Annotated in this window: 19 protein-coding genes and 2 pseudogenes; 4 read left to right on the top strand and 17 right to left on the bottom strand. The window is 36.2% G+C overall.

Going from position 1 to position 22,833, the window contains the following annotated elements:
• Window positions 1-64 precede the first annotated feature (64 nt).
• From ACQKIM_RS22920 to ACQKIM_RS22955, 8 genes are all read right to left on the bottom strand, one after another.
• Window positions 65-1,057, bottom strand: coding sequence for a DUF1648 domain-containing protein (locus ACQKIM_RS22920; protein ID WP_427548421.1), 993 nt, complete (start codon window positions 1,055-1,057; stop codon window positions 65-67).
• 7 nt (window positions 1,058-1,064) lie between these two features.
• On the bottom strand, window positions 1,065-1,442 hold the full coding sequence (locus tag ACQKIM_RS22925) for a GntR family transcriptional regulator (RefSeq protein ID WP_427548423.1): 378 nt from the start codon (window positions 1,440-1,442) through the stop codon (window positions 1,065-1,067).
• A gap of 401 nt (window positions 1,443-1,843) precedes the next feature.
• Window positions 1,844-2,221, bottom strand: a complete 378-nt coding sequence (locus tag ACQKIM_RS22930; RefSeq protein ID WP_427548424.1) for a carboxymuconolactone decarboxylase family protein — start codon at window positions 2,219-2,221, stop codon at window positions 1,844-1,846.
• A gap of 221 nt (window positions 2,222-2,442) precedes the next feature.
• Window positions 2,443-3,816 (bottom strand): argininosuccinate lyase, encoded by a 1,374-nt coding sequence (argH, locus tag ACQKIM_RS22935; protein WP_427548426.1) that lies wholly within the window; start codon window positions 3,814-3,816, stop codon window positions 2,443-2,445.
• Between the two features lie 240 nt (window positions 3,817-4,056).
• Window positions 4,057-5,250 carry an argininosuccinate synthase gene (locus ACQKIM_RS22940; protein ID WP_427548428.1) on the bottom strand — a complete coding sequence of 398 codons (1,194 nt, stop codon included), beginning with the start codon at window positions 5,248-5,250 and terminating at the stop codon, window positions 4,057-4,059.
• A 295-nt stretch (window positions 5,251-5,545) separates the two neighbouring features.
• Window positions 5,546-6,901 (bottom strand): serine hydrolase domain-containing protein, encoded by a 1,356-nt coding sequence (locus ACQKIM_RS22945; RefSeq protein ID WP_427548430.1) that lies wholly within the window; start codon window positions 6,899-6,901, stop codon window positions 5,546-5,548.
• A complete protein-coding gene (locus tag ACQKIM_RS22950) occupies window positions 6,888-7,343 on the bottom strand; it encodes a MarR family winged helix-turn-helix transcriptional regulator (RefSeq protein WP_427548432.1) in 456 nt (151 codons plus the stop codon). Before ACQKIM_RS22950 ends, ACQKIM_RS22945 begins: the two co-directional genes overlap by 14 nt.
• 306 nt (window positions 7,344-7,649) lie before the next feature.
• Window positions 7,650-8,483 (bottom strand): CPBP family intramembrane glutamic endopeptidase, encoded by an 834-nt coding sequence (locus tag ACQKIM_RS22955; protein ID WP_427548434.1) that lies wholly within the window; start codon window positions 8,481-8,483, stop codon window positions 7,650-7,652.
• Window positions 8,484-8,677: 194 nt separating this feature from the next.
• Here ACQKIM_RS22955 and ACQKIM_RS22960 point away from each other — a divergent pair, with 194 nt between their 5' ends.
• Window positions 8,678-8,926, top strand: coding sequence for an HAD hydrolase-like protein (locus tag ACQKIM_RS22960; RefSeq protein ID WP_427548436.1), 249 nt, complete (start codon window positions 8,678-8,680; stop codon window positions 8,924-8,926).
• A gap of 189 nt (window positions 8,927-9,115) precedes the next feature.
• Window positions 9,116-9,544: pseudogene (locus ACQKIM_RS22965) on the top strand (HAD family hydrolase); the annotation flags it as partial.
• Between the two features lie 372 nt (window positions 9,545-9,916).
• Here the strand turns inward: ACQKIM_RS22965 and ACQKIM_RS22970 are convergent.
• From ACQKIM_RS22970 to ACQKIM_RS22985, 4 genes are all read right to left on the bottom strand, one after another.
• On the bottom strand, window positions 9,917-10,711 hold the full coding sequence (locus ACQKIM_RS22970) for a MerR family transcriptional regulator (protein ID WP_427548438.1): 795 nt from the start codon (window positions 10,709-10,711) through the stop codon (window positions 9,917-9,919).
• Between the two features lie 429 nt (window positions 10,712-11,140).
• Entirely contained in the window at window positions 11,141-13,294 is a 2,154-nt protein-coding gene (locus tag ACQKIM_RS22975) for an SEC-C metal-binding domain-containing protein (protein ID WP_427548440.1), read from the bottom strand.
• Between the two features lie 326 nt (window positions 13,295-13,620).
• On the bottom strand, window positions 13,621-14,373 hold the full coding sequence (locus tag ACQKIM_RS22980; protein WP_427548442.1) for an SDR family NAD(P)-dependent oxidoreductase: 753 nt from the start codon (window positions 14,371-14,373) through the stop codon (window positions 13,621-13,623).
• An 8-nt stretch (window positions 14,374-14,381) separates the two neighbouring features.
• Complete coding sequence (locus ACQKIM_RS22985) at window positions 14,382-15,371, bottom strand: MBL fold metallo-hydrolase (protein ID WP_427548443.1); 990 nt, start codon at window positions 15,369-15,371, stop codon at window positions 14,382-14,384.
• Window positions 15,372-15,716: 345 nt separating this feature from the next.
• Here ACQKIM_RS22985 and proC point away from each other — a divergent pair, with 345 nt between their 5' ends.
• Both proC and namA read left to right on the top strand, forming a co-directional pair.
• Window positions 15,717-16,523, top strand: coding sequence for a pyrroline-5-carboxylate reductase (gene proC / locus ACQKIM_RS22990; RefSeq protein ID WP_427548444.1), 807 nt, complete (start codon window positions 15,717-15,719; stop codon window positions 16,521-16,523).
• A gap of 46 nt (window positions 16,524-16,569) precedes the next feature.
• Window positions 16,570-17,580: an NADPH dehydrogenase NamA gene (gene namA / locus ACQKIM_RS22995; RefSeq protein ID WP_427548446.1), complete on the top strand. Its 1,011-nt coding sequence runs from the start codon at window positions 16,570-16,572 to the stop codon at window positions 17,578-17,580.
• 163 nt (window positions 17,581-17,743) lie between these two features.
• Here namA and ACQKIM_RS23000 read toward each other — a convergent pair whose 3' ends face one another.
• The 5 genes and pseudogenes from ACQKIM_RS23000 to ACQKIM_RS23020 all read right to left on the bottom strand — a co-directional run bounded on the left by ACQKIM_RS23000 (window position 17,744) and on the right by ACQKIM_RS23020 (window position 22,478).
• Window positions 17,744-18,022 (bottom strand): DUF1450 domain-containing protein, encoded by a 279-nt coding sequence (locus tag ACQKIM_RS23000; RefSeq protein ID WP_427548447.1) that lies wholly within the window; start codon window positions 18,020-18,022, stop codon window positions 17,744-17,746.
• Window positions 18,023-18,042: 20 nt separating this feature from the next.
• Window positions 18,043-18,846, bottom strand: a complete 804-nt coding sequence (locus ACQKIM_RS23005) for a hypothetical protein (RefSeq protein WP_427548449.1) — start codon at window positions 18,844-18,846, stop codon at window positions 18,043-18,045.
• Between the two features lie 255 nt (window positions 18,847-19,101).
• Window positions 19,102-20,421, bottom strand: a complete 1,320-nt coding sequence (locus ACQKIM_RS23010) for a hypothetical protein (protein WP_427548451.1) — start codon at window positions 20,419-20,421, stop codon at window positions 19,102-19,104.
• A 420-nt stretch (window positions 20,422-20,841) separates the two neighbouring features.
• Window positions 20,842-21,409, bottom strand: a pseudogene (locus ACQKIM_RS23015) (NADPH-dependent FMN reductase).
• Window positions 21,410-21,422: 13 nt separating this feature from the next.
• Window positions 21,423-22,478, bottom strand: a complete 1,056-nt coding sequence (locus tag ACQKIM_RS23020; protein ID WP_427548453.1) for an LLM class flavin-dependent oxidoreductase — start codon at window positions 22,476-22,478, stop codon at window positions 21,423-21,425.
• Window positions 22,479-22,833 lie beyond the last annotated feature (355 nt).

Consider the following 22,833-nt stretch of genomic DNA (forward strand, 5'->3'; position numbering starts at 1 on the left):
TGCGCGAAAGCGAAGCGTCAGCGGCAAAGCGAGTAGCCTGGAACGGAAATCACCTTCATTTGAATTAGTAGTATTCACAAAGAGTCCCTTGACCAATTAGTTTTTCAACACTATGTAAAAAGCCTAATTTCCAATATCGATCATCACTTGCAGAAGTTTCGTTTGTATGTAATTCATCAAAGCGTTCATTACTTTTACTTAACTTCCAAATAAAGAATATTAGTCCACCAAATGAAACGATATTAAACATCATAAAAAGTGGGAAAAAGTAAGAAGTTGCTTGATTTTTTAAAATCACCGTCGAGTAATGTAAGACAACTAGAAGAATGGTCATACTAAAATTAATTGCAACGAAATACCAGCTTCCATATTTACGCTGTTTTAGCTCTCTATTGACAGACGCTTCTTTCGCTTGGGCACTCAATTGTATTTTGGCACTCTTCATACCTCTACTCATGATGAAAAAGCTAATTTGGATTCCTAGTAAAATAAGCGGCAATTCAATAACAGATATCCATGTTTTTTCTGTCCAACCGTCTACTTCACCCGCTGCATTCCAATGGGTAGCAAACGTGTCTGGGATGGAATCATAGTTCATGTATGTAAAGGTTATTAATGCTAATGTCATAATAATAGGAAATGTAAAAAATATAGATGAAAGCGTTGCATTTTTTTCCCTTACCGAAAGATCCGTGACATAAACAGTTTTTACATGGGCTTCCCAATTTTTTTGTTTTTTTAGGTGTTTAGTTTTCATATGATAAAACATATAGAGACCAGCTGATAAAAGTTGCGTGACGTAAAGTAGGATAAAGGTTAATAAACCTAATTTTTCTTCTTGTATGTGCATAAACAGTAAAAAAACTTGGCCAAAAACAAGTACTCCTGCTATGCTTCCTACCAACATGCTGTAGTGCATTTTAAATAAACGTAATTGTGGGTGCTGTACGTAGGGCTCTGGAATGGAAACACCAAACACCGATGTTTTTCTCGTCAAATGTGGTGTAATTGATCCCAATATCCCAACTATGATAAAGATGCTTAATAGTAAAAGCATATTATCCCTACTTCCATTGTTTTAAAATTCGCTGGAACAAACTTGTCATTTGCTCTTTTTCTAGTCCGCGTGCAAAAGCTTCTGCCATTATAGGCTTTAAAGCATTTTCTACTTCTTCAACCTCTATTTCTTCCAGCTCCCGCTTTTGACCGCCTATAATGACGGCTTTCGCTTTCGGCTTTAATTCGATCAAGCCTTTTTCTTCAAGTTCATGATAACTCTTACTCACTGTACTAACATTAATTCCTAAATCTGTAGCCATAGTACGCACAGATGGTAATGTATCACCGTTTTTGAGCTCTCCTTTAGCAATTAATTCAATTAATTGATTGGCTAATTGTTTATAAAGTTGCAATTCACTGCTTGGATCTAATTGTATTTGCATCTTATTCCTCCAATCTGTATCACTTTTCACCAAACAGAAATCTGTCAATAGAGTAATACAGTTTTTAATTAAAGTCAAAATACAATAAAAAAAGGACCCAGAATAATTCTGGATCCTTGGACACTTATGGCTTCTATTTGATTTTTATCTGTATTGTTTTTTGCTTCATCTTAAGCTACAGCAAAACAGAATTTTCTGCCTCACCTATTACTTAAGTTTTAGAAGCTCACCTGATACAGTTGTGGCGGACTTTCCTGAGATTCCTGGTCTTTGGGTGTTTGACTACTCATTCTACATCCTCCTCATCAGATTAGATTAATAAGTGTTTCCGTTCTTAATATGAGCAACATACGAACTATTTATTCATGAAATCTACATTTTATTGTAGAAAAAAAGTTGCTTTAAGCCTTTTCTTTAAAAACTTGTTGTGCAATAGTTAATGCATTTTGAACACGCGGGAAGCCAATATAAGGCACTAGCTGTAATAAGGCTTCCACAATTTCTGTCTGTGTTAAGCCAGCATGTAAGCCACGTTTTATATGTGTTTTTGTTTGTGGTGCAGCGCCTTGTGTTACCACTGCGGTAATAACAACGAGTGCTCGGCTTTTAGCATCTAGTCCTGGACGCGAATAGACATCACCGTAGGCAAATTCAATAATCATTTTACGTAAATCTGGTGCTACATCAGCCAGTGCATCTGATTCAATCATTTGGTCTGCTTCTTGCTCCGTAACATATTGCTTAATTGTTTCTAACCCCTTTTTAAAACGATCTTTCATTTCCAATCCCCCCAAAAGATAATCATTGTATTTCCTTATACAAAAACCCCAATTCCGCGTCTCCAGAATTGGGGATTGTCCTTCACATATGTAAGGGTCTCTTTTTCACTTCACCCTCTGGCTCCGTTGAAAAAGGAAATAGTTTTTTTCATAGTGCCTCACGGGACAGCTTTAATGAATATCTATGCAAAAGTCACAGGGACATGCACGCAAAATTGGATTTAAGTAAGGCAGGCCTTTGCTTTGTCGATTTGAATTTTTACCTGATCAAAGCCAGTACCACCTAAAGAATGACGACGTCGAACTGCCGCTTCTGGTGCTAACACATCGTAAATATCTGCTTCAATTAGTTCACTTTCTTGTTTCATGTCTTCAAGTGATAAATCTAATAAATAGATGCCCTTTTGAATACAAGTGAACACAAGCTTTCCAGTTACTTCATGTGCCTCACGGAAAGGCATACCCTTTGTTGCTAGGTAATCTGCTAGCTCTGTCGCATTGGAGAAGTCAGCATGTACTGCCTGATGCAAGCGCTCTGTCTTAACAGTCATCGTGCGAATCATACCTTCAAAGATTTTTAGTGAGCCAAGAATGGTATGAACTGTATCAAACATACCTTCTTTATCCTCCTGCATATCTTTGTTGTATGTTAATGGCGTGCCCTTTAGAACTGTTAGTAAGCCCATTAGGTTTCCATAAACACGTCCTGTTTTTCCACGGATTAACTCAGCCATATCAGGGTTTTTCTTTTGTGGCATAATGGAAGAACCTGTTGAAAAGGCATCATCCAACTCGATAAATTTAAATTCATCTGTTGACCATAAAATAATTTCCTCTGCAAAGCGTGATAAATGCGCCATTAATAATGATGAATTGCTTAAAAATTCAACGATAAAATCACGATCACTTACCGCATCCATGGAGTTTGCATAAACCTCACTAAAGCCTAAAAGCTCTGCTGATTTTAATCGATCGATTGGGAAAGTTGTCCCAGCCATGGCACCTGCCCCTAAAGGTAGGATATCAATGCGCTTAATCGATTCTGTGAAACGTTGTTTGTCGCGCTCTAGCATCCAGAAATAGGCCATTAAATGATGTGCAAATGAAATTGGCTGTGCACGTTGTAGATGTGTATAGCCTGGAGCAATTGTTTCTACATGCTCCTCAGCTTTTTCAAGTAATGTTTTTTGGAAAGTTTCAATTAATCCAAGGGCTTCATTTACACGTTTCTTTAAGAAAATATGCATATCAGTAGCTACTTGATCATTTCGGCTACGACCTGTGTGAAGCTTCCCGCCAACAGGACCAATTAAGTCAATCAGCATTTTTTCAAGATTTAAATGGATATCTTCATTAGCAACAGTAAATTCAAGCTCATCTGCAATTGCCTTTTCCTTTAGCTGTGCAAGACCACCAAGAATAGCATCTACGTCAGCTGCTGGTAAAATACGTGTTGCACCAAGCATCGTAACATGTGCAACGCTACCTTCTAGGTCTTCTAGAACAAGCTGTTGGTCAAAGCCAATCGATGCGCCGAATTCATCCACCCATGCTTCGGCTGATTTTTGGAAACGTCCGCCCCAAAGTTTTGTCATAACAGCTCACCTTTTCCTTTATTTCTTTATCAATTATGCTTCTAATTGCGTCCGAAGGCTTTAGACCAACAAACGTTTTTCTCGCGATAGCAAAGCGTCAGCAGCATGATGTCGGTCTCTCAGGCGTTTTATAAAATTCTTAGCCTGAGTTCACTCTTTCAGCGGTTTTGAGCACATTGCTGTAAGCAAGTTAAAAGGTGTAGCACAGCGCATTGCTACACTACACCTTGCTTGTTAAAATTATTTTTTATTGACAGAAGAGTTCACGACTGTTGGCAGACCCCATAATTCGATAAAGCCTACTGCTGAAGCGTGGTTGAATTGATCTTCTTTTGAGTATGTTGCTAGCTTTTCACTGTATAGTGAATTTGGCGATTTACGTCCTTCTACAATCGCATGACCTTTGTATAGTTTCACACGTACTGTACCATTCACATACTGTTGTGATTGTGCAAGGAATGCTTCAAGTGCATCACGTAATGGTGAGAACCATAAACCATCATAAATTAATTCAGATAGTTTTTTCTCAATAACTGGCTTGAAGTGTGCTAATTCTTTTACAAGTGTTAAATCTTCAAGCTCTTTATGAGCCGTTAACAGCACTTTTGCTCCAGGAATTTCATATACTTCACGAGATTTAATACCCACTAAACGGTTTTCTACATGGTCAATACGACCAACACCATGGGCACCAGCTACTGCGTTTAGTTCTTGAATTAAATCAGCAAGCTTCATTTCTTTTCCGTTTAATGCAACTGGTTTACCAGCCACAAATTCGATTTCTACATATTCTGCTTCATCTGGAGCATTTTCAACAGAAACAGTTAAACCGTAAGCTTCTTCTGGCGGTGAAACCCATGGATCTTCCATGATTCCCGCTTCGTTGGCACGACCCCATAAGTTTTGGTCAATTGAGAAAGGTGAATCTAATGTTGCAGGAATCGGCACATTATGTTTCATTGCATATTCGATTTCCTCATCACGGCTCCAGCCCCATTCACGTACAGGTGCTAATACCTCTAAATCTGGATTTAATGCTTTAATAGAAACCTCGAAACGAACTTGGTCGTTTCCTTTTCCTGTACAACCATGAGCTACTGCGTCCGCACCCACTTGGTTGGCAATTTCCACTAACTTTTTCGAGATTAATGGACGAGAAAGCGCTGATACTAATGGATATTTTTGTTCATACCAAGTATGTGCTTGTAATGAAATCAATGCATAACCTTCAGCGAATTCATCCTTTGCATCTACCATATAAGATTCAATTGCCCCTACTTGAAGAGCTTTATTTTTAATAAACTCAAGATCTTTCCCTTCACCCACGTCAAGACATACTGCAATAACGTCCCAACCTTGTTCTTTTAACCACGGAATTGCTACAGAAGTATCAAGACCACCTGAGTATGCTAATACTACTTTCTTATTTGCCATTAAAAATGCGCCTCCAATTAATCTATGAGATATGTATGTTTATACATTCATATAAAAGTTTATACACGAATAGTAACACGTTATAAAAATAAACACAAGTGTATTTTTATAAATTTCTAGACATTAATGTTTATTGTAAAAAGTAAGTCATTTCAATACTTAAAGCCGTTGTACAATCTATGTATATTTTTACTCGGAAAAATGATTTTTTACTTTCAACATGGATGTATACAATATTAAAGGGAATAGAAAAAGAACCCATTGTGTAAAATGAATTCTTTCAGACAGTTTGTAATTACAAAGATATGTTATTTTCATTAAGTTTTGGTGCGTTTATTTTATTAGCGATTGTTGTTTGTCCTTCACTGATAATAGTTAGTTTGTTTTGCTTTATCGTCACTAGAACACCTATACCACGTAAGAAAAATTCATCTTCTTTTATCGCATGTAGCTCAAGTGGCATTGTAGATGGTAGGAAAATATACAAGCGATTATCTTCTTGTAAGGCTACTTCTACTGTATGTTCGGGATGTTCTTGTAGTTGGTATTTACCTTCATAGCCCTGTAAAGTATCGACTAGTAAATGCACAGCTTTATATTGCACAGGTTTTTTCGGTAAATGAAATTCATGAGTCGTAAGTGCTTTTTCAATTGCTTCACCGACAGCTAATTCATAGTCCACTTCTTGCTCTTTACTGCGTAAAAATACAAAGATCGTCTTAGATTGCGGATAAATTTTAAATGTAGTTGCATACCCTGGCCATCCACCGTTATGCCATACACATTTTCCAAGTTGTTCATCCTCGTTTATAATCCAGCCCATACCGTAAGAAAAAGTTTGTTCTGCTGTAAGAGATGAGGGAGTAAAGGCTTGCTCAAGTAAAGCTTCTTCCCAAAGCCTTGCCTGAATAACTGCACACCCTAATTTCCATAAATCCTCTACTGTAGAATAGATCCCACCATCGCCAGTAATATAATTCAAACAAGTAGTACCTTTCGTTTCTTCAAATTCTGATGGGTCCACATATTGTCCTGCATACACATCAAACACATAACCATGTGCAATTTCATTCGTATATTGTTTGATAAAAGTAGAAGACGTTACAGTTGTATTCATCATATTTAACGGTTTAAAAATAGCTTCATCCATGTATTCAGTAAAACTTTTATTGGTCACACGCTCGATTAATAGAGCTAGTAAGACATAACCCGTGTTGCTATATTCCATTCGTTCCCCTGCTTCAAAGAGCCGAGGTGGTGCATATTGAGTTAATAGTTGCAACACGTCTTCATTTGAGGCAACTGTTGTTTCATCCCAATTCGGAAATAATGACATATAATCAGGCAAACCTGATGTATGTTGTAATAAGTGACGTACTGTTATATTTGTGTAGGGCAAATTATCGAACCATTTGTTAATATCATCATCGAATGTTATTTTCTTTTCTTGTATTAAAAGTAAGATTCCTAATGCTGTAATAGGCTTTGATACAGAAGCTAAGTTAAAACGTTGATGAAGATGCATAGATGCATGTGTTTGAATTGAAGCTTCGCCATAGGCACCTTGTAATAAAATTTTCTCGTCTTGTGCAAGTAACACCGTACCATTAAACGTATTTTCAAGTTGTACTTTTACTTTATTCCAATCCATTTGATATTTCCTCCTCAGTAATTTGATACAACCGCTGAATTAAGTTACGTAGTTGTTCTAAATCTTCCACAGGCATTTTGCTATAAATCTTCTTAATAATAAGCTCGTTAATTTGTTCATCACGTTGATAATACGCATGTCCGAATTCATCCAACATTACCACCACTTCCCGACGATTATTTGGATTAATGTCACGTTTAAGATAGTTTTCTTTTTCAAGTCGAGTCACAATTTGACTGATTGCACTCGGAGTAATTTCCATATAATGAGCGATTTCGCCCATTGTACACTTTGCATGCTTATGTACAAAATCAAGTACCATCGTTTGTTTCATCGATAAATCATCTTTAAATAGAGCTTCTTGTGCTTTCGCTAATTTTACATTCATTTCATATGTATAATGATGAATGTCACCAATAATTTGCTTAATTTTATTATTCATCTTTACCAACCTTAATATTTTAGTTAACTTAAATATTAAATAAAATAAATTATTTTGTAAATAAAAAGGAATTCTAAAAAGGCTTACCACCATGACAGAAAGCACTGAAAACCTTAAAGTTTTTATGAAACCTTTAGAAAAAGACAACCTTTTGTTCGATTTCAACAAGAAGTTGTCTTTTTCTATCTCCTTTACTAGCAGTTAAATATCCGATTTAATCGTACCTTTAACTACCTAATTTAAGTTATGAACTTTTTCAGTGCCCACATTAAGGATGGTTTTAGTTATAGCTGTACAGCCTCTGACCTAAATTACAGTATGCTTTCCATTAAGAAGGCTTCTCTCATGCCTACCATCCAACACCTTCTTTGGATTGATAATGATGATTAAAATTGCGGCTATTCCATAAAAAATAGCGTTATACAGAATTAAATCGCTTAGATTTCCGTTTATGATGCCAATAAAAAAATTAAAGTTATGATGGATGATAATCGGAATAATTAAATTTTGATTTAAATTATAAAATGTTGCCATGAGGATTGTTGTGGATATAATTGAAATCATAAAGAATAAAATATACTTCATTAAATCAATACCCATAAATCCTGTAGTAAACCATATGGGTAGATGCCACAGCCCCCACCAGAATCCTATGATGATAGACGCTTTTAATGGTGAATACTTCTTTTGGAGCTCCATGAGCGCGAAGCCCCTCCATCCTAATTCTTCACCTAATGGTCCTGACAGTAGTGTTTTCAAAAAGTAATAGAGCAGCATACCCCATGAGGATAAAGTGAAAATTGAGTCTACTTCACTCTTGCTTACGACGATCAATACTATCATCAAAAAGATAAGAGCTTGAATTGTACTTACAGAAAGCAACACAGAAACTTTAATTTTATGTTTAAATTTATTTTTTACAAATTGTATAAAACTCTGACCAGGATAGATTTTCTTAAAAAGCATAGCAAATGCAAAGGTTGAGGCCCATGATGAAATACAATGTACTATAACAAATAACCATGCAGGCAAACCTAATAACTTAATGGCTCCCACAAGACAAAAAAGTGGCAAGAAGATGAGATTGGTTAGTAGGATAAAACTTGCTATTGGTTTTTTTAATTTCTTTTCTTTACTCATGAATTTTCCCCTTTCAAACTAAGTATTTCGTGCATCAAATTACGAATACCTTCAGCTTAAACCTAGGAGTTACCCACAGGTCAATACATAGAAAAGGTCTAAAAAATAAAATAGTTACTTAAAAAGGATGCTAAAACCTGGATTTTTATGTATTAATAGTATTAAGAACAACTATCGTTAGGAGAGTGTCATAGGTGATTAAAGCTGCATTATTTGATTTAGATGGAACTTTGTTAGATAGAGATGAATCTGTCAAAAAATTTATTGAAAAGCAATATGACCGATTGCATAATCGATTAAATTCTATTTCAAAAGAAGGGTATATATCACGTTTTATCCAATTAGATAACCGAGGATACGTTTGGAAAGATAAAGTATACCAGCAATTAGTTGATGAATTTTCTATTATCACTATAACCTGGGAAGAGCTTCTTCTAGATTAATCAATTTCGCCTTGGCGTAATTGCGTCCGGGTTTTGAATTGTGCCAGCACAATTCATTCCTTTGAAAATCCGTGACATCCGCCAGAGGCTTTATCTTCATTCAGTAGGTGTCTGAACACCCACTGAAAAGGAACCAAAACCGCATTCATCTCTCCACCTGTAGAGATGGGAGTCTTCTGCTGAATGAAGATAAATGAGTTCAAAAATAACTGTGTTGGCTTTCCTAATCTTATTAGCATGTTAGAGGCATTGAAAGGTGACAATCTTGTTTTAGGGATAGTTACGAATGGTTACGGACAATTTCAGATGGATAATGTGAGAGCTTTAGAGATTGAGAAGTATTTTGATGTGATAATTGTATCTGAATGGGAAGGCATTAAAAAGCCAAACCCTCAAATATTCAATAGAGCCTTAGAAAAGCTTGATGTTTCCCCTCATGAATGCATTTTTATGGGAGATCATCCCGAGCATGATGTCAAAGGTGCTCAAAATGTAGGGATGAAGGGCATTTGGAAAAAGGATATACATTGGGACAGTGTCGAAGCAGATGCCATCGTTCATGATTTGTCTGAATTACCTTCAATTATTAAATCTTTAAATAGCTTTAATAATTCTTAAAAGCTACAAAAAAAACCATCTACCATTATCGTTGGTGGATGGTTCATGTTTTGAAAAAGATCTTATGTCAATGAAACTATACATATGATTGCTCTGTGGCAGAAGCATTTATAATAAGTTGTTGCTTTCTCTACGCTTTTATACAGATACCTTGCCACAGGAAAGAAGCATTCATATTAACAAGCCTGTAATGGACATTCTATTAAGTAAAAAAAGCCTTCTATTCAGCATAAATATTAGTCAATCGTGCACATATTCTCATCTATTCAGCAATCCCCGATTCAAAACAAAGATTTCATAATGTATTCGACAAAAAAATCTCTCGCCTAACTCAGTATTGATATTTCTAGTAGTCTGGAACGGAAATCACCTTCACTTAATAGGTACATAAATTTCTAAAAAGACACGTTCTAAGCCATCTTCATAAGTAGTAAGTAATTGATTTATATACACTAGTCCCAAAAGTTCATAGTCATTTTCTTTGGCAGCTTTTTTTATACTAGCCTCGACTTTATGGTCCGTATTTTTTCCACCAGTTGACCATCTTCCATCTTCAATAACTGTATACAGACATTTTGGATAGGATAGAATTTCACCTGCTATTTCTGTATCAAAGTCCTCTACTTTTCTTACAATGATAAATTTCTCTTCTTGCATACCCTCTTCATTGAATTGAATGACCCTCCTTAAAGAGGTAAGTGTCACTGCTTGTTTTAAATTATCTATGCAGCCCTTTAAAATTTCATATTTATCATATGCAGTATGATGCTCAATTTCTCCCTTTACCTCTATCGGCTTCATTTCTTTAATGGTGTATGTGCCCAGGAATTTTTTAACTTTTTCGCAATCTTCTTGAACAATATGAAGTTTTTTTACTAGCAATTTTTTATACTCGATTTCTTCAATAACCTCCTGCATTTTCTCCTTGAATAGTGATTGTATGCCCTCAATGCTCTTGCCTTTTCTTAATTCTTGAATTTTTTTAATTTCAATATCCATTTCCCGATAGAAATTAACAGTTGTTATATCATATATATCAAAACGATTATACTCTCTATACCCGTTTTCACTATTTTGCTTTGGCTTTACTAACTCCTTTTCCTCATAAAACTTTAAAGTATCTCTTGAAACGCCTAAAAATTTCGCTACCTGTCCAATTGTGTACATCATGCTCTCCTTTACTATACAGAATTTCACCTAATCCGTATTAATCTATCTGATACTTTTAAACACATATGTTGGTTAACCAAAATTATACAATAGTTCTATAATGTAGTTCTTGATGAAATACCAGTATTTCTTCCACACGAACTCACCATCCAATTGGTAGACCAGCACAAAAAAGCAGACCCGTTTGTGCCGACATGGGCATAAAATAGATCTGCTCAAACGTTGATTTTGAGCACGTGAGATGGTCTATCAATTACACCCCAGCGTAATTGCTTCCAGATTTTTTCGAGCTCGCTCGAAAAGCCCCTCTTCAAAATCTGTGACATCCGCCAGGGACTTTAGACCAACAGATGTTTTTAGCGCGAAAGTGTAGTGCTGACGTAGCATCAGTAGGACGATGTACGATTGACTAGTTTTTTTGTCTACTTAATTATTTTGAAAATAAGTTGCTTGGATTGTCTTCAATTTTTGAATTGCAGAAGAATCTATTGTTTTATATTTTTGTATTGCCCCCGCCAATTCTTCAAAGTTTATAGCAAGAGTCTTTGTTTCCTTGAAGTCATCTGGTTTAAATAAATCCAACGCTAGATATAAGCATTTTTCAGCCAATTCAATGTCTCGTATCGTATCATGTAAAGCTGCCTCACATAATAGTAATGCTGTAGAATAATATTCTTGTTGTGCTAGTGACTTTTTCAAATAATCAATAGCTTGGTCTATATTGTGCCCCCTAGCTAATAATATTTTTCCAATTGTTTGATACGCTACAGGGTCATTTGTTTTTAGGGATTTTTGCGCATATTCTAAAGCTTTTTCAAATTTGTCTTCATAAAGATAAATATCTGCTAGGTATGCATATCCGAGTTCATTCCCTAGTTGTACATGACGATTAGCATAATATTTTATTTTCTCAATTTGTAAAGTTTGGTCCTCGTCTGTTTCTACCTTCATGATACGACTGTAATATAGTATTAAAAAGTTAACTGCAGTTGTATTATCTGTAGCTTCTAGCTTTTCTAAAATTCGAATTCCTTCTTGGATTTCTTCTTTATTGCCCTTATTAATTAGGCATTCACCCAAAATCAGATTTGCTATATACAAACCTGCTCGACTTAACGAAGCACAATATGCACGTAACAAATCGAAATCTTCAAAATTCCTTGCTAATTCCAACAGTGCTATATCTGCATCATTATGTGTTTGTATAATTTGATGAATTACTTTTTCATTCAATAAATCATGAATAGAAATAGTAAGAGTTTTTTGTGGGAACTTAAACAATGTAAATATTTCGTTTTCATATTGTTTGAGTAATGCTTCATGATCCTGTTTCTTTTTTATGTTCTGTGCTTTCTTATTTTCTTGTTCACTCTTCACTAAAGTGGTCTCGTCAACAGTAATACTAGTTTTTAAAACATCTATTGTTCCTTCGACAAGGTTATCTAACATTTTTGTAGGAACCTCTTCATTAACTTGCCAAGATAGATATATTAAGAAGTTCTCCTCAAATAAAAATTTTTTTAAATTAGAAAACTCTTCTGTAGAAATACGTTTCCCATGTGCAGCTAAGTTACGTAGTGGATTAAATTTTTTCATTTGATCAATATATTGCGGGTACATTTGTTCTAATATAGGTAACTTTATTTGTGGTAATATTCCTGTTAACTCTGCCCACATAATTTTTTTGTTTTGAAGCTTAGGCATCTTGTTATATACCATTCTTCGTAGTTCGTCTTCTATAACGCCAAAGTAACTCATACACATCCCCGTATATGAAATATATTCGGGGTTAGTATTTAATGTTTTTTCTGAAGCAATAGCCGTTGCAATGGCTTTTAATGAATCATCACTTAAGCCCATGTAATTTAATTTTGCAATTTGTAATTCATTATAGACAATATCACTTGCAATCATTTCAAAATAAATATTTGAAAAAACTGAATTGGTTTGCAACAGCTCAAAATCTTCAAGTTCATCCTCTGTTCCTACGTATAACCGTACATGATTAAATACAGGAATCTGGTGTGCTGAAAGTTGTAAAAATTGAATACAGAATTGAATAAGTACTTTAAATGCACCGTAATCAACTGTTTTAAATGCATAGTCTAATAAAATAGCACCAGCTGTCTGTTCATAGATAATTTCAACTGCTTGGTCACTTAAATGTTCACTTTCAACAATCATTAATTGTAATGTATCTGACAGCTTAGCTATTTTTTGAATGCTTTCTTTATAATCTCTTTGACCATTATAGAAAATCCAATAAATCTCAGCTAAGTAAGCCTTGATTTTCGAATCATTCGGCACAGTTTCCTTCAATTCTTGGAGTATTTGATGCATTCGGTATAAAACAAGCGAGCGTAACCCTCTTGGTAAATTTAATCCAACCATACCTTGATGTTCTTGAAGAATATTTTCAAATAATTGAGAATGAATATTACGATGTAACTCTTTTCTTGCTGCATCTATATAGGGAGGATTAAAATGTGAGTCTTGAATTTCAATAATCTGTTTATTCATGCAACACATTTTAAACTTTTTCCCTGATCCACAAACACAAAGAGTGTTCTTTGACTGCATATTTCCACACCTTTTCCAGCTTATTGTATTTATTATACATAACTAACTTTAACATGACTGTAAATTATTTAGCGACCCTCTCATTCACCATTAAATGAAAGCTAAAATAGAACTCATTCATTAGTGATCAATTATTCTTTGAATTATTAGATGCATTAGAAAAAATAGAGGGATTAATTAAATCTATTTTGGAGCTCCTGGCACAGGTTAGTTTTATATTTTAAAACCATTTCACCTGAACCATATAGAATCTATCTGATACTTTAAATAAAAAACTGTAAACACTCTCTCCTGCTTTTTTGAGAATGGTTACAGTTTAATCTCTGCTATTTTTTATTGAAAAATGATTTACCTAAGTACTCAATGGTTGCAGGAGCCATAGCATATAGCTTGCTGGATAATCCCATAATTTTTGGTAAATTTACCTCTCGAACAGGGCGTTCAATCGTTTTAATCGTAGCCTGAGCTACTTCTTCTGCTGTTAATAAAAATCTTCCTAACGAAGCTCGATAGCCGCTTTCATCACTCGCCTTATCTAAAAATGGTGTATCAATTGGACCCGGATGTATCGCTGTCACTTTAATATGATAAGGCGCTAGTTCCATACGAAGTCCATTGGTAAAACCGACTATAGCATGCTTTGTTGCAGCATAAACGCTAGCTTTTGGTGTCGCTACCTTCCCTGCCTGTGAGCCAATGAAAATAAGATGCCCCTGCTGGCGCTGTATCATTGGCAATGCTAATCTCTTGGCCAAATACATTGGCACACTAACATTCAAGTTCACCATTTGGGAAATAGCCTCATCAGGTAATGCAGGTGCGATTCCAAATTTACCTATCCCCGCGGAGAGTATCGCCACGTCAAGAGGTGGTAGCTGGACGCAAACTTCATCAATAGTCGTTAAATTTGTTAAATCAGCTTGGATCACATTCGCACCTAAGCGTTCTAATACTTTTAATGCAGCTGCATTTCGCCCTGTTGCATATACTGTATGACCCTGTGCTACTAATAATTCTGTAATTTTCAACCCTACTCCGCTTGTGGCACCCGTAACGAAGATCGTCTTTTTATCGGCCATGCAAACACCTACTTTCTTTTAAATACATAAATACCTTCTTCAGTTTTCGTAGATGTAATATAATGATTAGCTTCTAAATAGTCTAAATGTCCTAGTGTTTTGGACAGGGTCAAACCTAGTTTACGCTGAAAAATAGCAGGATATAGGCGCATTGTGACTTGAACAACCGTTAGTTGATCTTCACCTAATAATTCTAATACCTTCATTGATTGCTGATGCTGACGTTCTAGACGTTTATCGATTAATAAAGGGATATTCTCTAATTCTCCACCATGTCCAGTATGCATCATTTTTACTGGCAATTGTCGTAAAATTTCAAGTGATTCATTATATTGAAGTAATGATTTTGCACGTCCTAATGTGCGATCCAATGGCGGTTCAATTAATGGATTCGGTGTAATTTTCTCGAGCAATAAATCCCCACCAATCACATGATGCGTTTTTTCATCCCAGAAGATTAAGTGGCTTTGTGCATGACCTAATGTTTCAATCGCCTTTAATCCTGGATGACCAGGCACCTCATCCCCATCACCTAGAATTTGTGTTAATGGTCGTTCACCAACAAGCTCTAATTCACGACGTACATGTACACTCGGCTGGATGTATTCCTGAGGAACGCCATGCTCAAATAAGCGTTCACTATAAAACCGTTCATGATATTGTAAAAACTCCTCGTCATGACGAAGCCACTTATCGTTATAGGCATGCCCCAAAATTTCTGCATGTGGAAAGGCATCTACCCAACCTGCATGGTCCGGATGGTGGTGAGTGAGAACTACCTGTTCAATATCCCTTAATTCGTAGCCTGCTGCTCGAATCCCCCATTTCAATGCGTCATAGGCTTCCATTGTTTTTGGTCCAACATCAAAGAGTGTTAGTGCATCGCCCTTAACAACAAATGCATTGACATCTCCTACTTCATAGGGTGTTGGTATTTCTATTTTGTATATAGACAAAGTTGTTTCCCCCTTTTGTACTACTAGTGAATAACAATTCATTCTATTTTACAAGTTTTTCTTCTTTTCGTCATCCTCCTGTTGACAGGTTGACGTATTATCAATATAATTTTGAATAATCTAATTATTCATGTGCGTTGATGAAGCCAAGTACGTATTTGGTGAAGGTGTCCAGAGAGTGTTACATTTGCTGCAAGTAACATCACCCACTCCCATTACCGAACCTACTTCTGAGCAGTTATGCAAACATAACCGTTTCCCTTGCGATAAAAGGGCTAAAAGTTGTGCCAATTGGCAAACAAAGGTGGTACCGCGGAAACAACAGCGTTTTCGTCCTTAATTGATAAGGACGGGAGCGCTTTTTATTTTGAACTGGAGGTTTTGTTCATGAAGAAAATACTATTTATCGGTGCAGGCTCAATGGCAGAGGCATTGATTCAGGGCTGGATTAACCAAAAGGTATTTACAGCACAAGAAATTTACGTCACCAATCGCTCAGACAAAGAACGCTTACAATTTTTACATGAAACTTATGGTGTTAATTGTTTAGTTGATGCAGAAATTTTTAAACAAGCAGACTTAATTATTTTAGCTATGAAACCAAAGGATGCCGTTGCAGCGATGGATGAGTTGAAAGCGAAGATCACAGAGCAATCAGCCATCCTCTCTATTTTAGCGGGTATAGCCATTCAAACCATTACAGAGCATTTAGGCACGCGTCCAGTTGCTAGAGTTATGCCTAATACTTCAGCGACAATTGGAATGTCCGCTAGTGGTATTGCCTTTAATAACGAAGTGACTACTGAACAGCGTACGATTTTCTTACAATTGCTTGAGGCGGTTGGTTCAGTCATTGAGGTGGATGAGGATCAATTACATGCTGTAACGGCTCTTTCAGGAAGTGGCCCTGCTTATATCTATTATTTAATGGAGGCATTTGAAAGAGTCGGCACAAAGGTTGGGCTTTCAAAAGATACTGTACGACTATTAATGACACAAACACTGGCTGGGACTGCTGAAATGCTGAAGCAATCTGTTGATGAGCCGGATGTACTACGCAAAAAAGTGACTAGTCCAGGAGGTACGACGGAAGCCGGGATTAAAGCGCTTGAACAATATCAATTTAATGAAGCAATTGAAGCATGTATTAAGGAAGCAGAGGCTCGGTCTCGTTCACTTGCAAATAGTAAGTAACATGTGCAAAATAGAGTTTATCACTAGGAATTAAGGGGGCTTTATTTTGACTAAATTATTTGAACCTTATCAACTACAATCTATCTCTTTAAAAAATCGTGTTGTGATGGCACCAATGTGCATGTACTCTGCGCAGGATGATGGACTTGTCACGCCATTTCATCAAGTTCATTATGCAACACGAGCTGCTGGCCAAGTAGGTTTAATCATTCTTGAAGCGACAGGTATTGTACCAGAAGGTCGTATATCCAATAAAGATCTTGGTATTTGGGATGATGCCCATATTGAAGGCTTACGTCAATTAGTCGATGGAATGAAGGCATATGGAGCAAAAACGGGCATTCAGCTAGCACATGCTGGACGTAAAGCAACTGTAGAGGGAGAAATATTTGCCCCTTCAGCTATTGCTTTTAGTAATGACTACCAAACACCAACTGAAATGACAATAGAAGACATTGAATATGTTGTAGAAGCATTTAAGAAAGCAGCTGTTCGTGCTGCTAAAGCTGGCTTTGATGTCCTTGAAATTCATGGCGCACATGGCTATCTTATTAGCGAATTTTTATCACCAGCAACTAATAAGCGTAATGATTTGTATGGAGGGTCGCAGGAAAATCGCTACCGCATACTACGTCAAGTAATTGATGCCATTCGTAGTGTATGGGAGGGTCCTCTACTTGTACGTGTTTCTGCAGAAGATTATGCAGTAGATGGCACGACAATGGAAGACTTTATCATCTTTAGCCGCTGGATGAAATCACAGGGTGTCGATTTAATTGATGTTTCTACTGGTGGTGTAGTGCAAGCTCATATTAACGTTTTCCCAGGCTACCAGGTACCTCACGCAGAGGCAATTAAGCATGGGGCAGATATTCCAACAGGTGTGGTCGGTCTAATTACAACTGCCATTCAAGCAGAGGAAATTTTACAAAATAATTGTGCTGATTTAATTTTTCTAGGACGTGTGCTATTACGTGATCCGTACTGGCCACTAAATGCTGCAAAGGATTTAGGAGAAGAAGTCAAACCTCCGACCCAGTATATACGTGGTTGGTAAATCCATAAAAAACAGCTAGTTGATCATTAACCAACTAGCTGTTTTTTACTTTTTACAGTACTTTTCTATCACACTGATAAACTATTGTTGATTGAAACCAGCTCATAGAGAAAGAAGTTACTATGAAAGAGAATCATCCTTTTCACATCCCATAGTTCTTTGATTAATACAGAGGATTTTGTTTAATTTCCTCATCAATTGCTTGCACTAATGCGTCTGCATCCTCTGCCGTTTTAATTTCACCATTAACAATAGCAAATATCCCCTGTTCACAAATTTCACAATGAGATGTACAGCCAGATTCTTCTATTTCAATATCAGATCGTTCGGCCAGTACATCATAGGCATCTGCTGCTCCAAGTGATAAGTTTGTCATGCAAAATTCTACTCTATTTTTTAATTGCTGTGGCTCTTTCTTTTTCTTAAAAAGAGAAAATACCATCTTAGTAACCTCCTGCTCTATTAAACAAATAGCGTATAAAAATGATAGAGATAATAATAAAGAATGATGATCATACCAAAAATCATATTTTTATAAGCTTGATGTTGTTTATAAATAATTTCACTTATCCCATATAATAGCATAAGCGATGTGAACATGAATAAAGAATGATTTGCACCATATAAATTAGGTAAAATGATAATGGCTAAAAGCGTAGAAAAACTGAAAAAACTTTGGCCTTGCTCTTGTGGTTTTTCCACTTTCGGCGAATCATCGCTTACCACTTTTAATCGATTAATAGGGATGATGATAGCCAAACAAATTGACAAATAAACAATAAAAAAAAGAGCACTTTTCCAAAAGGCAATATTATGTTTTGATCCATCAAACAATTCCCATAAAGTTATCTGGTTTTCGAGTGAAATGTAATATGTATGATTCGTTTTCATATCTAGCATCACATATTCGTCGGTAATATAGCCGAATTTTACATATGCTTTTTCCCCATTTTGTAAATAGAGCCATACATCTTGAGCTTGGCGAAGCTTCTGATTTGGTATGAAGGCCTCTTTGGCATTATTTATAATGGATTGCAGTATCTCAATATCCTGTAATTGAATACGATTAATCAAAAAAATAGATGATAAATCGTAAAATCTTTCATCTTTACGATGAGCATCATGAAATGTCCATGCTTGTTCAATTTGAATAGGGAAATCTGCTGCAACAAGCCGCTCCTGTTTATTGATTTGCAACAGCAGTACTATACAAGATATCCCCATTAATACAAGCCCAATCCAAAACGTTTTATAGTATAATTTCATCGTAAACCTCCGATTGTCCCATCACTATCTATACGATTATTTCCATAAATGGTTTCAAATCGGTTAAATTTTTATCAATTTTCAAAATAATCTCTAGTTTGGAAAAATTGAAGTAATTCTTCTGGGACACGGACACTTGGAAAAATTTTTTTTAGAAGGATAGTCATGCATTGTAGTTCAAGTGGTCCAATCAAAACTAAACGGTTACCACAAAAAACGCTGCACAAGAATTACTCTTATGCAGCGTAGTAATAATTATTTAAACGCCCTTAGCTGGAGGTCATAGGCTGAACCGAGCTCACCGTAGCCAGGTGCATATAATATACTAGTGGATGTTTCGACAACATTGGTAAATGTGCCTGCTGGTGTTGTAAGTGTATAGTGAATGGCACGAACAAACTCTTTACTATCCCCTATCGTAACTTTCGATCCCTCTGTAATTGGTTTTTCAAATATATATTGCGTGCCATCCCTCTCATAATAAAAGGCTTGGTCTGTTTCGTGATAGGTAATATATTGGAAGTCGTAATCAGTGTCAAAGCGTTGATTACCAGTTCTCGTATATACCGTATTATAGGTTAAATGCTGAAGCGCATCACTTGGTAAAAAACCAGATGTAATGACAGGTGATTCATTTGGTTGTATAGTAGCTAACGCTTTTTTAGGTACTGTATATTTTTCTCCCTTGAATTCAATTAAAGCTGTCGTAGTATCTTCTGATAAAAATGTGACTTCATCAAAACGTTTTAATTCCCCATGCTTACCTCCAACATAAACACCATAACGAATAAATCGTTTACCTTGTTTTTGTACAGACTGAAGTGCTTTAACAGGGATATAGCCATGTCTCCAGGTTGTTGGCGATTTCACCATGAGATAGCCATTTATTTCGATTCCTAGTAATTCAAAAGCCGCTCCTTTTGATGCTTGTTCTAGCACTCTTGCACCCATCATTGGACCACTGAGCAGCTGTGCATCAGCATTTAACGTATAATAATCTTTAACATGAGGTGTTGCTTCCGCAATGCGAATATCTGAGCTATCAATATAGACCTCCAATGGGTTACCTTCAAATGGAGCAGCGTAGAAATAGTAATATAATTTCTTCCCAATTTTAAATTGTACGATATCATTGTAAGGATTATAGTCGGCGCTACCAGGGACATTTTTGCTTAACAGATAGTCACCATATCCTAGAGGCTTTCCGCCCTGACGATTGATATAAATTAAACCTGGATTATCATAAAAAGAAGCCCGAATATCGAGTGGTACCTCCTTAAAAACAACTAAATCAGTTGCCTGTACACGGTATCCTGAGCTCATCCAGTAAAATATTTTATTATCGTATTTTTCAATATCATATACGCGGAAGTAGTTGTTTCGTTTCACTGTTAACGAGCTAAAGCTACCATCAGTATTTTTCTTATATACTTTTACATCTTTAGTAAAGGTCATCTTCCCTGCTTGTCCTTTAACAACCTGTGCCCCATCCCACTTTACCTCTGCTGCCTTAGAGGTTGTGGGGGTTAGTAAAAAAGCCAGAACGACCAACAGTACCATTAAATATTTCTTCATATTTTCCCCTCCAATTTTTATATATAAACTATTGTAAAAATAGCTTGTTAAAAAATATTCTATCATACTATTTTTTTGATACAAAGGTAAAGCTGGCCAAAGAGACATGACTATACAATTACTGTCTGCATTCGTGGTGAAGTTGTGACATTGTGAAGATGATTACCATTCTATTATATTAGATATCTTAATTTCTTAATGTTATGCGAGGCCTTTTGTATTGTCGATTACATATGGAAATTTCCATTTTGAGAGGGGGATTGCTGAATTGATGGGAATAAATGCGCGATTGACAAGCATTTGTACTAGATAGGAGGCTATTAGTACTTAATATAATGGTTTTCCACAAAACATTTTATGGACATTACAACAGGACGTTGCCTAAGATTCCTCTCAGGCAACGCCCCTCTTTATAAAAAATTAGAAATCATATTCCGCATCTTTTTTAGCACGAATTTCGGCAAATGCATCTGTTACCATAACTGTATCCTCTGTTAAACGTTCTAGACGGAAAAGGACATCATCATTAACGATTTCCTTGCGTAAAAAATCCTTTTCCTCTATAAATACATAGGTTGGTACGATATGTGCCTTCATATAGGCTAGAATCGGCTTTAATTGCTGCTCAACCATGAGATAATGCTTAGCTGTACCTGCTGTAACAACCATACTCACCACCTTATCACGAAAGGCATTCACAGGGAGCAGATCAAAAATATTTTTTAATGTTGCTGGAATAGATGCTTGAAATGTAGGTGTTCCAATTATTAAGACATCCGCAGCCATAATTGTTTCTGTGACATATTTTGTATCTCCATCATACTCAAAATAATTACGCCCATCACTAAACGCCATATTGTACTCAGCAAGATCAAGTAAAGTAACCTCATACGCTGGATATTTTTCTTGTAAAATGTCAACAACTTTACTAATGGCTGTTTTCGTTTTTTTAGCCGACAATTGAACCAGCTAATGCGACGATTTTCATGTTGGACATCTCCTTATTTTGCTGTATATTTCTTGATTGCAGGTATTATATCATTACCAATGATTTCAATGTTTTTCATTAATTTTTCGAAAGGTACCCCACCAAAGTCTATTTGTGCCATAAATCTCTGCATACCATACAGCTCATATTGATAGAGTAATTTTTCAATGATTTGTTCCTTACTGCCAACCATTAGCGCATCTCGTGTATCTGGTGCTTGTGCAAATTGTTGCTTTGGATAACCTCCGCCACGAATTGCCTGGAATCCCCCATTTAGATGTGGATACATTCCTTGTAGGGCCTCCTTCGTCGAGTCAGCAACATAAAATAGACTAGTTGTAGCAATCGGTAGCTCGACAGGGTCAAAGCCACTGCGCTCTGCTGCTTCCCTGTAGGCATCTACAGATGGCTTAAAATTCATAGCAGGACCCCCTAATGTCGTTAACATCATTGGAATGCCCATATAGCCTGCCTTTATGGCACTTGCAGGAGGACCACCAACAGCTCGCCAAATTGGTAAAGAGCCGTTTTTTGGTTGTGGTAAAACTTGAGCATTGTGCAGTGATGCTCGATATTGCCCCTCCCATGTTATAAGTTCCTCTTCATTAATTTTTTTTAGCAGTTCTAATTTCTCCTCAAAGATTTCTTCATAGTCTTGTAGGTCAACCCCCAGTAAATGATATGCGCCTACACGAGAGCCGCGCCCAGCCACAATTTCTGCACGCCCATCTGAAATTAGATCGATTGTCGCAAAATCCTCATAAACACGTACTGGATCAGAAACACTCAGCACGGTTGCCGTACTTGCTAATTTAATCTTTGACGTAGCTTGCGCAATTGCCCCTAAAACAACCGTATGTGCTTGTGTTGTAAAATAAGATTGATGACTTTCACCTACACCGAATACATCAATTCCTGCTTGCTCGGCTAACTGACTTACTTCAATTAGCTCCTGAAGACGCTGCTGTGCAGAAATACGATCACCCGTTAATGGATTGGGGATATGATCTCCTAATGAATACAGTCCAAATTCAATTCCCTTTGATTGATCTATACGATATTTTTCCATTATTTGTTTTCTCTCCTTATTCTAATGGCTCTAATGTGGAATGGGTGCAAAGTGAACATAAAAAATTGATTAACCATTGATATGTCAATGGTTTAGGAAATCTCACCCCACTCTTTATAATGCAGAATACTGCATATAATAGCTTTGCTCTGGGGCTAGGTGAGGCTAATAAAAACTAGGCGAGCGTGTATAGGAATCTATGTTTTATTTAAATTGAGATGTCGCTTTTCATCGAATATAAATCCTAAACTCATATATATCTACATTCATTAAATCTAAATAAGTATATCCAAATATCTCCTATTTTAAATTCAGGATGTTCCTTGAATTGGTACTCTCATTATTGTAGAAATAC

The organism is Lysinibacillus sp. NPDC047702 (genome assembly GCF_050272555.1).
In the GTDB taxonomy this organism is placed as follows: domain Bacteria; phylum Bacillota; class Bacilli; order Bacillales_A; family Planococcaceae; genus Lysinibacillus.

Bases quoted from the DNA above. Each gene is read 5' to 3' on its own strand.
- ACQKIM_RS22920 (WP_427548421.1), bottom strand. From the start codon at position 1,057: ATGCTTTTACTATTAAGCATCTTTATCATAGTTGGGATATTGGGATCA.
- ACQKIM_RS22925 (WP_427548423.1), bottom strand. From the start codon at position 1,442: ATGCAAATACAATTAGATCCAAGCAGTGAATTGCAACTTTATAAACAA.
- ACQKIM_RS22930 (WP_427548424.1), bottom strand. From the start codon at position 2,221: ATGAAAGATCGTTTTAAAAAGGGGTTAGAAACAATTAAGCAATATGTT.
- argH (WP_427548426.1), bottom strand. From the start codon at position 3,816: ATGACAAAACTTTGGGGCGGACGTTTCCAAAAATCAGCCGAAGCATGG.
- ACQKIM_RS22940 (WP_427548428.1), bottom strand. From the start codon at position 5,250: ATGGCAAATAAGAAAGTAGTATTAGCATACTCAGGTGGTCTTGATACT.
- ACQKIM_RS22945 (WP_427548430.1), bottom strand. From the start codon at position 6,901: ATGGATTGGAATAAAGTAAAAGTACAACTTGAAAATACGTTTAATGGT.
- ACQKIM_RS22950 (WP_427548432.1), bottom strand. From the start codon at position 7,343: ATGAATAATAAAATTAAGCAAATTATTGGTGACATTCATCATTATACA.
- ACQKIM_RS22955 (WP_427548434.1), bottom strand. From the start codon at position 8,483: ATGAGTAAAGAAAAGAAATTAAAAAAACCAATAGCAAGTTTTATCCTA.
- ACQKIM_RS22970 (WP_427548438.1), bottom strand. From the start codon at position 10,711: ATGTACACAATTGGACAGGTAGCGAAATTTTTAGGCGTTTCAAGAGAT.
- ACQKIM_RS22975 (WP_427548440.1), bottom strand. From the start codon at position 13,294: ATGCAGTCAAAGAACACTCTTTGTGTTTGTGGATCAGGGAAAAAGTTT.
- ACQKIM_RS22980 (WP_427548442.1), bottom strand. From the start codon at position 14,373: ATGGCCGATAAAAAGACGATCTTCGTTACGGGTGCCACAAGCGGAGTA.
- ACQKIM_RS22985 (WP_427548443.1), bottom strand. From the start codon at position 15,371: ATGAATTGTTATTCACTAGTAGTACAAAAGGGGGAAACAACTTTGTCT.
- proC (WP_427548444.1), top strand. From the start codon at position 15,717: ATGAAGAAAATACTATTTATCGGTGCAGGCTCAATGGCAGAGGCATTG.
- ACQKIM_RS23000 (WP_427548447.1), bottom strand. From the start codon at position 18,022: ATGGTATTTTCTCTTTTTAAGAAAAAGAAAGAGCCACAGCAATTAAAA.
- ACQKIM_RS23005 (WP_427548449.1), bottom strand. From the start codon at position 18,846: ATGAAATTATACTATAAAACGTTTTGGATTGGGCTTGTATTAATGGGG.
- ACQKIM_RS23010 (WP_427548451.1), bottom strand. From the start codon at position 20,421: ATGAAGAAATATTTAATGGTACTGTTGGTCGTTCTGGCTTTTTTACTA.
- ACQKIM_RS23020 (WP_427548453.1), bottom strand. From the start codon at position 22,478: ATGGAAAAATATCGTATAGATCAATCAAAGGGAATTGAATTTGGACTG.